The 10,143-nt window shown below is 65.0% G+C and carries 9 protein-coding genes and 1 tRNA gene; 6 read left to right on the top strand and 4 right to left on the bottom strand.

Annotated features, from left to right (window positions below; genetic code table 11):
* Nucleotides 1–307: 307 nt before the first annotated feature.
* Both M3498_16350 and M3498_16345 read right to left on the bottom strand, forming a co-directional pair.
* Entirely contained in the window at nucleotides 308–868 is a 561-nt protein-coding gene (locus M3498_16350) for an HD domain-containing protein (GenBank protein ID MDQ3460843.1), read from the bottom strand.
* Nucleotides 869–897: 29 nt separating this feature from the next.
* Complete coding sequence (locus M3498_16345) at nucleotides 898–2,001, bottom strand: GGDEF domain-containing protein (GenBank protein MDQ3460842.1); 1,104 nt, start codon at nucleotides 1,999–2,001, stop codon at nucleotides 898–900.
* A gap of 158 nt (nucleotides 2,002–2,159) precedes the next feature.
* Between M3498_16345 and rnr the strand changes: the two genes are divergently transcribed.
* The 3 genes from rnr to M3498_16330 all read left to right on the top strand — a co-directional run bounded on the left by rnr (nucleotide 2,160) and on the right by M3498_16330 (nucleotide 6,583).
* Nucleotides 2,160–4,595 carry a ribonuclease R gene (gene rnr / locus M3498_16340; GenBank protein MDQ3460841.1) on the top strand — a complete coding sequence of 812 codons (2,436 nt, stop codon included), beginning with the start codon at nucleotides 2,160–2,162 and terminating at the stop codon, nucleotides 4,593–4,595.
* Nucleotides 4,596–4,668: 73 nt separating this feature from the next.
* A complete protein-coding gene (locus M3498_16335) occupies nucleotides 4,669–4,887 on the top strand; it encodes a hypothetical protein (GenBank protein MDQ3460840.1) in 219 nt (72 codons plus the stop codon).
* A gap of 139 nt (nucleotides 4,888–5,026) precedes the next feature.
* On the top strand, nucleotides 5,027–6,583 hold the full coding sequence (locus tag M3498_16330; protein ID MDQ3460839.1) for a hypothetical protein: 1,557 nt from the start codon (nucleotides 5,027–5,029) through the stop codon (nucleotides 6,581–6,583).
* 66 nt (nucleotides 6,584–6,649) lie between these two features.
* Here the strand turns inward: M3498_16330 and M3498_16325 are convergent.
* Both M3498_16325 and M3498_16320 read right to left on the bottom strand, forming a co-directional pair.
* A tRNA-Pro gene (locus M3498_16325) sits at nucleotides 6,650–6,726 on the bottom strand.
* A 99-nt stretch (nucleotides 6,727–6,825) separates the two neighbouring features.
* Nucleotides 6,826–7,098: a DUF3467 domain-containing protein gene (locus tag M3498_16320; GenBank protein ID MDQ3460838.1), complete on the bottom strand. Its 273-nt coding sequence runs from the start codon at nucleotides 7,096–7,098 to the stop codon at nucleotides 6,826–6,828.
* Nucleotides 7,099–7,292: 194 nt separating this feature from the next.
* Here M3498_16320 and M3498_16315 point away from each other — a divergent pair, with 194 nt between their 5' ends.
* The 3 genes from M3498_16315 to M3498_16305 form a co-directional block, all read left to right on the top strand.
* Entirely contained in the window at nucleotides 7,293–8,525 is a 1,233-nt protein-coding gene (locus tag M3498_16315; protein ID MDQ3460837.1) for an MFS transporter, read from the top strand.
* Between the two features lie 78 nt (nucleotides 8,526–8,603).
* Entirely contained in the window at nucleotides 8,604–9,359 is a 756-nt protein-coding gene (gene cas6 / locus M3498_16310; GenBank protein ID MDQ3460836.1) for a CRISPR-associated endoribonuclease Cas6, read from the top strand.
* Nucleotides 9,356–10,143: hypothetical protein (locus M3498_16305; GenBank protein ID MDQ3460835.1), on the top strand; the 788-nt coding region annotated here is incomplete at its 3' end. The genes cas6 and M3498_16305, both read left to right, overlap by 4 nt.

Here is a 10,143-nt window from a genome sequence, read left to right as displayed (position 1 = left end):
ACCTGCGTATTCAGCGCCGTCAACTCATCCCACGCTGCCATCTTGACCTTGTTCAGGTCCAAAAAGGGTAGCTTGAGAGTGAGGGTCGCCGTCGGCATAAACACCATTATAGAGTATCTTGCGAGGTGTTGCAATATACTTCGCTTTGCTCAGCACAAAATTCGTCCCCACGGATAAATCCGGGGGCTTTCTTTTGTGTTTTTCCGGTAAAGCCTTTGATGAAGGTGGCAAAATGCCACCTTCATCAAAGGCGAAGCGTCCTGGTCAGTAGAGCATGGTCAGCGGAGCCTGGAGCTGCCAGGGTGGCCTAGGGGCTCAGCCTCTCGACCTCGCGCAACTCGCGCCCCAACTCGCCCACCAGCGGCTCGCCGCCAATACCCGCGCGCACCCGCGCGAGGATGTCGCGGTAGTAGCCCAGGCTCTCGGCCTTCGTCGCCTTGAACTTGCCCCAGGCCCTCTCGCCGACGTGGCTCAGGTCGCGGCGGATGGCGCGCAGGTTGGAGAGCGCGTCGGCCGCCTTGAGACGCAAGACATCCTGGCGCTCCGGCTCGAGGGCGTCCAAGGTGGCGCGGCGCTTCTCGTGGAAGCTGAGACGGGGGTCGCCCGGTTTGGTCACGGCCATGACCAGCCCGGTCACCTCCGCGCCGAAGCGCTCCGTAAGCTCGCTTTGGGTGACGCTGGTATCTTCGACGACGTCGTGCAAGAGGCCGGCAAGGGCGAGCGCGGTGTTTTTCGGGTAGTAGTAGGCGAGCGACTCGGCGACGTCGGCGGCGTGGGTGACGTAGGGCACCTCGCAGCCCTTGCGACACTGCCGGTGGTGGGCGTCGCCGGCATAAACGAGCGCTGCTCTAAAGGCGTCATGGTCCATGGCCTCAGTCTAGCCCCTCGGCCGCAAGTCTAGCGCCAGGGGCGAAGCCGCGTCTCTCGGTTCACGCGGTTGCGCCCGGCTTCCTTGGCCTCGTGGAGCGCCTTGTCGGCGCGTTCGAGGAGTGTCTCGGCGGTGTCGCCGGGGCGAAAGGTCGCCACGCCCAAGGAGATGGTGATGGGCCTGTCTACGCCGCGAAAGTGGCTGTCCTGGACCGCTAGGTGCAAACGCTCGGCCAAGGCTAAGGCCTCGTCGCCCGTGTCGCTCGCCAGGATGACGAATTCCTCGCCGCCCCAGCGGCCGAGCCGGTCCGCTTTGCGCAGATGCCGCCGGGCGATCCTGACGAACTGCTTGAGCACCTCGTCGCCGACGGCATGACCGTAAGCGTCGTTGACCTGCTTGAACTGGTCGGTGTCGAAGAGGATGAGCGACAGCGGCGTTCCGTGCACTTCGGCGCTATAGAGCCCCTGCGCCAGGGCCTTTTCAAGGTAGCGCCGGTTGGGTGCGCCGGTGAGGGCGTCGGTATCGGCACTCTGCGCCATCTCTTCGGCAAAGCGCTCGAGGCCCGTGTAAGCGTACTGCACGCTCGAGAAGACGAACAAGATGCCGATCATGGTCGCCGAGAGCGGATAAAAAAGGACGAGGCCGGCGCTCAGGTCGCCCGTCCAGAGATGGGCGTCGGGACGCAGGAGCACGCTCAGCACCACGGTGAGAGCGCTGCCCCCCAGGAGCAGGGCCGAGCGAACGAAGGCCCGGCGCGGCGGGTAGGCAAGGGCGTTCATAATCCAGAGCAAGGGCGCCCAAAGGGTGGTGCCCGGCGCGGCGGTCAGGGGGCCGGCGAGGAGGAAGCTGTAGGCAAACTCCGCCAGAAAGAAGAGCGAGAGCAGGTTCAGCTTGAGTCGCTCGAAAACGTCCACCGGCAGCACCCTCCGCCAGAGGAGGTAGAGAAGCGTCCCCAAGACCGCAACCAGCAACAGCAGGACGAAAGCTCCAAAGGACACTGCCCCCGCGCCTCTCAAGGTGTTGGTGACGAGCACCGCCGGGATCGCTATGATGCCCGTGAGCGTGGTGCTCAAGTAGATGGCGCGCTTGGCCGCGTGTAGCGAACGGCGCCGTTCGCTCGCGCTTGTATCCATGCAAGAAATTATACAGAACAGGCATAACAGGGGCCTGATTCGCGTGTCCAAGCTGAAGAACCCAGGCCCGAGCCCTAGACCCTGATCCCGCCTAAACGGCCGCTGCCGTCAACCCGGCACCCGCAACGACCGCCAAACGCGTTAGACTGGGGGTAGTTATGTCTGAACTCGAGCGCGAACAACTCTACAGCTTCTTCAAGGAAAACCCCGAAAAGCCCTGGCACGTCCAGGACGTTCAAAAGCACCTGGGCGTGGACGACCGCGCCTGGCTCAACCGCGAACTCGCGGCCCTGGCCGACGCCGGCCAGCTCATCCGCACCCGGCGCCGCACCTTCGGCCTGCCCCAGGAGATGAACCTGGTCCTGGGCCGCCTGCAGGTGACCGCCGGCGGCTACGGCTTCGTCATCCCCGACGAGGAGGGGGTGGCCGACCTGTTCGTGCCCGCCGAGGACCTGGGCGGTGCCTGGGACGGCGACAAGGTGGTCGCCCGGCCCAACCCCATGAAAAAGGAGGGCGACCGCGTCAGCGGCAAGGTGGTGCGCATCTTAAAGCGCAAGCACCAGCAGATGGTGGGCACCTTGGAGTACTCGCGCGGCTACGCCATCCTCCGGCCCGACTCGCCCCGGCTGCGCGGCCGCATCCTCTTGACGCCGGAGTCGGTCGGCGAGATGGAGGCGGGCTCGAGGCTGGTCGCCAAGATCGTCTGGCCCGAGGACTCGGGCGAGCGCGAGCCCTTCGGCGAGGTCGCCGAGTACCTGGGCGAGGGCGACGACCCCGAGATCGAGACCCGCGCGGTCATGATCAAATTCGACTTAAAGCCCGAGTTCGAGCCCGAGACCTTGGCCGAGGCGCGCGCCGTGCCCCCCGAGGTGACCGGCGAGATGATGGCTGGGCGCAGCGACATGCGCGGCGTCCCCACCTTCACCATCGACGGCGAGGACGCCAAGGACTTCGACGACGCGCTCTCGGTCGAGCGCCTCAAAGGCAAGGGCGTGACGGGCCTCCTGCGCGTCGGCGTGCACATCGCCGACGTGTCCTACTACGTCGCCGAGGGCACCAGCCTCGACAAGGAGGCGCGCGAGCGGGCGACCAGCGTCTACCTACCCGGACAGGTCCTGCCCATGCTGCCCGAGGAGCTGAGCAACGGCATCTGCTCCCTCGTCGAAGGCGAGGCCAGGCTCTGCCTGTCGGTCTTGATCGACCTCACGCGCGAGGGCGAGGTGAAGGGCGTCACCTTCCAGGAGACGGTGATCAAGTCCGACGCCCGCCTCAGCTACGAGCAGGTCCAGGAGTTCGCCGACGGCGGCCGCCTGCCGCAGGGCAAGCGCAAGCTCGAGCGCGACATCAAGGCGCTCATGCAGATCGCCCAGGCGCTGCGCGAGGCGCGCCTGGGCAGCGGCTCCCTGGACTTCAACTTTACCGAGGCCAAGGTCGACGTGGACAAGGACGGCGCGCTGCACCTCATGCCGATTCGCTCGAACCAGGCGCGGCAGCTCATCGAGGAGATGATGCTCTTAGCCAACCGCCTGGTCGCCCAGGACCTCTCGCAGCGCAACATCCCCACCCTCTACCGCGTCCACGAGGACCCTTCGGAGGCGAAGTTCCAGGACCTGCAAAAGGCGCTCTCCAGGCTCGGCTACACCTTAGACCTCGAGCACACCACCCCCGCCGACCTGCAAACCATCCTCAAGCAGGCCGCCGGCAAACCCGAGGCGCAGCTCGTGAATACCCTGCTCCTGCGCTCCTTGAAGCAGGCCCGCTACTCCGCCGACAACTTGGGCCACTTCGGCCTGGCCTTTGCCAACTACCTGCACTTCACCAGCCCGATCCGCCGCTACCCCGACCTGGTGGTCCACCGCGTGCTCAGGGCCTCCTTGCAGCACCGCCTCTCGCCGACCCTAAGGGAGCGCATGAAGACCGACTTTCCGGCGCTGGCCGAGCACGCCTCGCAGCGCGAGCGCGTCGCCGAGGAGGCCGAGCGCGACCTCAGCCGCTACTTCCACGCCCGCTGGGCGGCCGAGCACCGCGGCGAGGAGTTTGGGGGCCACATTACCGGCGTCACCAATTTCGGCGTCTTCGTGGGGTTGCCGAACGCCGTCGAAGGCCTCATCCACGTCTCGAACCTGGACGACGACTACTACATGTACCTAGAGGACGCCATGATGCTGATGGGCAAGAGCACGCGGCGCCGCTTCAAGCTGGGCGAGCCTCTCAGGGTGCGCATCTTGGACGCCAACCCGACCATCCGGCAGATCGACCTGTTGCCGTCCTACCTGCCCTTCCCCAGCGAGGCGGAGCTCGAGGAGACCAAGCGGGAGGCAAAGGCGCAAGTGCAGAAGCGTCCCCAAGCCAAACCCCAGGCCAAGCCCCAGAAGCCCCAAACCAGCAAAGACCCCCGCACCGCGCGCGCGGCTCTCCTCACCCCGACCTCGCCTGCCCCGACCTCACCTGCCGAGGCTAGAGCCAAGGCCACCAAGCCCGAGCACCCCGTCGCGGAGCGCGGCGCCGCGACGCCCGCGCCACCGGCCGAGCCCGTGCCAAGCCCCAAGCGCCGCTACAAGCTGGTCTTCGGCAACTCCAAGCTCGAGAACTGATGGCTCGAGAACTGATGGCTCGAGGACCGGTGGCTCGAGGACCGGTGGCTCGAGTGATGAGGACCGCCGAGGGGTGAGACCCCGGGTGCGCTGCGCGGGCTGCGGCGAGGTCTTCCCCGCCGACGCCCTGCTCGGTGACCTCGTCGCCTGCTTAGCCTGCGGCTATGAGGGAAGGCCCGCCGGGGTGATGCGCCTGAGCGGCCCGCCCAGCCTGGAGGGCTTCGCCCGCAACTGGCAAAAGGCCGCCCTGCACGCGCTCGAGGTAGCCGGCGAGGACGACGGCGAAGGCTGAAGCCCGTCTTCGTGCGCAGTTTGAGCTGAGCTCGCAAGACCCTCCTCGGCCCGGCTTCTCAGCCGCGCATGGGTGTTAAGCTGTTAGACTAACAGCCAGTTCACCCAGGCTTCTCATACCTGACTCAAGGACGGGGCCCATGCAAACAAACCTGAAATACTCGCTGACGCGCCTTTGCCTGCGGGGGGGCCAGATGACGCTCTCCTCGAAGATGATGCAGCTCTTTCCCGACGCGGGCAATGTCCGCGCCCTCGACACCGTCAAGAACACCGACTACAGCCTCGAGCTGCGCGACAAGCGCCTGCTGACGGGCCTCGCCGACTTCTATCGGACCCACCACATGGACGTCAACGACGTGGTGGTGGTTTCTCCCCTGGAGGACGGCCGCTTCGCCCTGACGCCGGTGGTGCGGCCCAAGGAGCCGACCATGTCGGACGGCGACCTCGCCCAGCTCCTGGCCTACAAGGTGCTCGAGCTCAACGCGCCGCTCTCGGCGGCCGAGCTCAAGGAACTCTTTCCCCACCTGCCCAAGGACACCGACGTAGACCGCCTCCTGATGAGCGACATCCGCCTCGTCAAGCAAGGCGGCCGCTGGACGCCGCGGCGCAGGGAGAGCGAGGAAGCGGCCAGAGCGCAGCCCCGCCCTGAGACACCGGCTGTCAAAGCGTTCGAACTCCGCCCTGACGCGCCTTCCCTCGAGCCCCACAACCTCGAGCCCCACAACCTCGAGCCGCAGGAGAAGGGCGCCGAGACGCCTGCGCCAGATGGCGCCGAGACCCTGGCTCAGGCACGTCCCGAAGGGCCGGCCGCGCCGAGCGACGACGACTTCGTCTTCGTGCCCAAGGACCACGCCAGGAGCCGCGTCACCGTCACACCCTATCCGCGGGGCGTCATGTTCCCCGGCGAGACCGCCGCCGAGGGGGGCGACGACAGCGTCGACTTCAGCCTGAACCGCAAGGCGAGGGCCTTTTTGCAGGACTTCGGCTACCGCGTCGAGGGCCTGTCGCACGCCCAGCTCCTGGCCCACGCCGACTTGGGCCGGCACCACTACAACGCGCTCATCCACCTTCACCCCGACGACGCCCGGCTCGACTGGGCCGCGCTGCTGGCCCGCCGCCGCGACTCCAAGGCGCACTACGTGGCGGTCTTCGGCCGGCAGCACGACCTCCAGCGCCTGGTCTCGCCCGCCGAGCTCGCCCGCGCCACGCTGTGGTCCTGGGAGGGTCTGGAGCGCGCCCACGTCCTCTTGCAGACACTGCCCATCAGCCCCTACGACTTGGAAGCTCACTTCAAGCGCGAAGGGCTTTTTCAGCACGGCTTGGAGCGCTTCGAGGCCGCCATCGGCAAACGCATCGCCGAGCGCGGCCACTTCTCAGCGGTGATCGGGCGCTTGGCCGCGCTCAAGGCGCCGTCGATCTTTCTCTTGGAGGATGTCATCGCCGACTTGGACGCCCCCCGCGACCAGGTGGTCAAGGTCTTGGAGGTCCTCGCCCATCCGCCTTTCCAGATGGTCGCCAAGGTCGCCGACGGCGAGTTCTGTTTGCGCTATCCCGTGGCGCAAGGCCTCTTGCAGCTCTCGGAGTACGCCCTGTCGCTGCGCGACCGCCTGCCCAACCGCCGCCACGAGCGCCTGCGCGGCATCGAGGACGACGAGGAGGCACAGAGGCAGGAGACTGCCGGCAGGCCCAAGAGCTGAGCCGCCCAGCCACCAAGGGGCTATGAGAGGGGCTATGAGAAAGCCTCCACCTGTGGCAGAGGCTTATGGTCGGGGCGAGAGGATTTGAACCTCCGACCCCATCGTCCCGAACGATGTGCGCTACCAGGCTGCGCTACGCCCCGACGCGGAAGCTTACTGTACCCCTGACGGGGCGACGAGTCAAGCTCGCCTGAGTCAAGATTCCAGCGGCGGCAGTGGCTAGGATTTCCTCTCAGTTCTGCTCAGTTCTGCTCTCCCCCACCCTGCCGCAACTGCGCCTCGGGGATAGCGCCAAAGCGCGACTCGAACTTGCGGATGTTGTCCTCCAAGCTGCGCATGAGCGCCTTGGCGTGCTGCGGGCTGACCACCACCCGGGCGTTCACGCGCGGCGACTGACCGGGATAGGCAAAGGCGAAGTCGATGATGAATTCGTCCTTGGTATGGGCGATGACCGCCAGGTTGGCGTAGCGCCCCAGGGAGATATCCTTGTCGTACTCGAGCTTGAGTTCTTTCATGAATAGACCGCCATGCATCACTATACCAGCCGCGACAGCCATCACCGCGTCTTGCCACAAGATCACGCCCCTCGCCGCCCCACGTGGTATATCAGGGGTATAGCAGGCTTCGCCCCTCCACCGTCATTCGTCTCTCTCCGCATTCCGGTCCCCAAGGCAGAACCGCAGAAAGCCGCCACACCAGGTCCCACACCATGCCAAAGCCCGCCGCCGTCTTCAGCCTCTTTGCCGTCGCCTACTTTCTCTCCTACTTCTACCGCGCCGCCAATGCGGTCATCGCCCCCGACCTGGTGCGGGACCTGGCGCTCACGGCCGCCCAGCTCGGCCTCATGACCAGCCTCTTCTACGCTGCCTTCGCCGCGGTGCAGTTGCCGCTCGGCAGCCTCTTGGACCGCTACGGGCCGCGCCTCGTCACGCCCGCGCTGATGCTCGTCGGCGCCCTGGGCAGCCTGCTCTTCGCCTTGGCCGAGGGCTTCGCCCTGCTGGCACTGGGCCGGGCGCTCATCGGCGTGGGCATGGCGGGAATCCTGATGGGCGCGCTCAAGGCCTTTTCCTACTGGTTCCCGCCCCTGCGCTTTGCGACGGTCTCGGGCCTGTTTATGAGCTTCGGCGCCTCCGGCGCTCTCATCGCCGCCACGCCGCTGGCCTGGCTGAGCGCGGAGTTCGGCTGGCGCGCGGCCTTTTTTTGGGGCAGCCTGGCGGTAGTCGCCAGCGCGGCCGCCATCGGGCTCTGGAGCCGCAACAACCCGCCGGACCTTCCCTGGCAGTCCGGCGCGGGCGGCGGCAGCCTGGGCGATGTCTTCCGACACCCCACCTTCTGGCGCATCGCCCCGCTGGCCGCCTTTCTGGCGGGCACGCAACTCGCCGTCCACACGCTCTGGGGCGGGCCCTATCTCAGCCATGTCTGGGGCATGAGCCCCATCGAAACGGGCAACCTGCTCCTGCTGATGGCGCTGGGCGTGATGCTGGGCTTCCTCCTCTCGGGCTGGCTGGCCGACCGCTTCGGCCTGACGAGGGTGGTGATCCTCGCCATGACGCTCTTTCTCCTGACCCAGGCCTCTTTCGCCCTGCCCGGCCTGATCCCGAGCCCCGCGCTCCTCGGCCCGCTGTACGCGCTGTTCGGCCTGAGCGGAGCCAGCAACGTCCTCCTGCTGGCCCACACCCGCGCCATCTTTCCCGCAACCATCACCGGCCGCGCGGTCACCGCCACCAACCTCTTCGGCATCGGCGGCTCGGCGCTCTTGCAGTGGTTCATGGGCGTCCTGATCGGGCTCTTCGCACCCGACGCGCTGGGGCACTATCCGCCCCTGGCCTACACCGCCGCCTTTGGCTTTACGGCGACAGGCGGGCTGGCGGCGCTGCTCTGGTACCTGCCGGTACAACGCGCCGGCAAGCCGGCGCGCGACCAGGCGAGCAAGTTGCCTTAATTCGCCCTGCCGGCTTGCGCTATACTGCGGCAAACGCCGACTTTTCATGTCGCCCGCCTGCCGTCAAAAGGGAACCCTTTGCGCATCAAGATCATACTCGAGCCCAGCCGCGCGCTCGACCTGCCCGTCCACTACAACGCGCTCGTGCAGGGGCTCATCTACAGCCTTCTCGAGCCCAACCTCGCCAGATGGCTCCACGGCGAGGCCTATAGGACTGCCGCCAGAACCTACAAGATGTTCACCTTCTCGAGGCTCGAGGGGCAAACCGCCTTTGACCGAAAGAACAGCCGCCTCACGTTTGCCGGTCCCGCCTCGTTCAAGCTGGCCTCGTACAACACCGACATCCTCAGTTCGCTGGCCGAACATCTGCTAAAATCTTCTCAACTACGTTTAGGCAACAACGCCTGCGCGGTCAGCGGCGTAGAAATCCTGACCCCGCCCAGACCGGACTTTCGGCGGCCCGTCAGGGTCAAGACCCTCTCCCCCATCACCATCTACAGCACCCTCACGCACGGCGATGGGCGCAAGAAGACCTACTATTACGACCCCAGGGAAAGGGAGTGGGGAGGCATGATCTTGGGAAATCTGGCGCGTAAGGCCAAGGCCCTGGGCTGGGAGGAGGCCCCGGACGAAGCGCTGAAGGAGGCGTGGGTGAGGCCCTACCGGGTGAATGAAGGGGACCAGAAGATCATCATCTACAAGGGCAGCATGTTCAAGGCATGGACGGGGGTGTATGAAATGACCTTGCCGCAGCCGTACTTTGAACTCGCTTATGACGTGGGGCTGGGCGGGAAGAATGCGCAGGGGTTTGGGATGGTGGAGGTGGTGAGGTGACTCAGCCAGCACAAGAGCCAATCTGGTTCACCACAGGGAATCCTTTTGTTGATACGGGACAGGAGATGATGGCAGCGCTTGCTGGCACTAACCATCCCAGTGAGCTGACGCTTCATGAGGTTCAGGCGCTTATTCCTCAGCTTGTAAAACTCTATTTTCAAGAGGGTTGGAACAAGAGCCTTTATACGGTCTTTCCAAACTCGGCGCTTAATAATGGTAAGAACCTTGAAGCTAAGTACAACGCTCTCTTGTCGGGTTGGCTCGAGGCTCTCCAAAACCCAGATGAGCACACTATCGGTATGACATGTGCCGTCTCAGGAAAACCAGCAAACACCTATGTCGCCAAAGTGTATCTACCGATGAGCGATGCCGAGAGCGGCAACTTTCAATCAGGTAATCAGATCGGTACGCCCATAAATGCCGCCGTCACGTTAGCGCTTCAGTTCTTCCCGCTAGGGCTGGTCAAAGTAGGCAAGATGCTCGCCTTGCCACACTTCAGCAACGATGATGTGCAGTTCAAGTGGGCCGAGCAAAGTCATCAGCATGTCTTGAACACGCAAATCAATCAGGGCGTGGGTGTCCGCGACACAGGAACGTTTAGAGCCGCGAACGCTTTTTTCAAGCTTGCCGAGAATCTTGTAAGAGACCACCAAAGCCTACCTAACAGCAACATCACACTCTACTTGTTTAATAACTTCAATCAAGTCGATTACAAAGCTGCTTCTGAACTTTATTTCATGCCTTCGAAGGTGTTCGGCTTCGTCCAAACCGCTATGCTTCCCGA

This window comes from Deinococcota bacterium, assembly GCA_030858465.1.
Classification (GTDB): domain Bacteria; phylum Deinococcota; class Deinococci; order Deinococcales; family Trueperaceae; genus JALZLY01.
The sequence above is the reverse complement of the archived record's forward strand: the minus strand, read 5'-3'. Positions and strand labels throughout refer to the sequence as shown.

What these genes read in the sequence shown, in the direction of transcription:
- M3498_16350 (MDQ3460843.1), bottom strand. Translation starts at nt 868, where the DNA reads ATGGACCATGACGCCTTTAGAGCAGCGCTCGTTTATGCCGGCGACGCC.
- rnr (MDQ3460841.1), top strand. Translation starts at nt 2,160, where the DNA reads ATGTCTGAACTCGAGCGCGAACAACTCTACAGCTTCTTCAAGGAAAAC.
- M3498_16315 (MDQ3460837.1), top strand. Translation starts at nt 7,293, where the DNA reads ATGCCAAAGCCCGCCGCCGTCTTCAGCCTCTTTGCCGTCGCCTACTTT.
- M3498_16345 (MDQ3460842.1), bottom strand. Translation starts at nt 2,001, where the DNA reads ATGGATACAAGCGCGAGCGAACGGCGCCGTTCGCTACACGCGGCCAAG.
- M3498_16330 (MDQ3460839.1), top strand. Translation starts at nt 5,027, where the DNA reads ATGCAAACAAACCTGAAATACTCGCTGACGCGCCTTTGCCTGCGGGGG.
- M3498_16320 (MDQ3460838.1), bottom strand. Translation starts at nt 7,098, where the DNA reads ATGAAAGAACTCAAGCTCGAGTACGACAAGGATATCTCCCTGGGGCGC.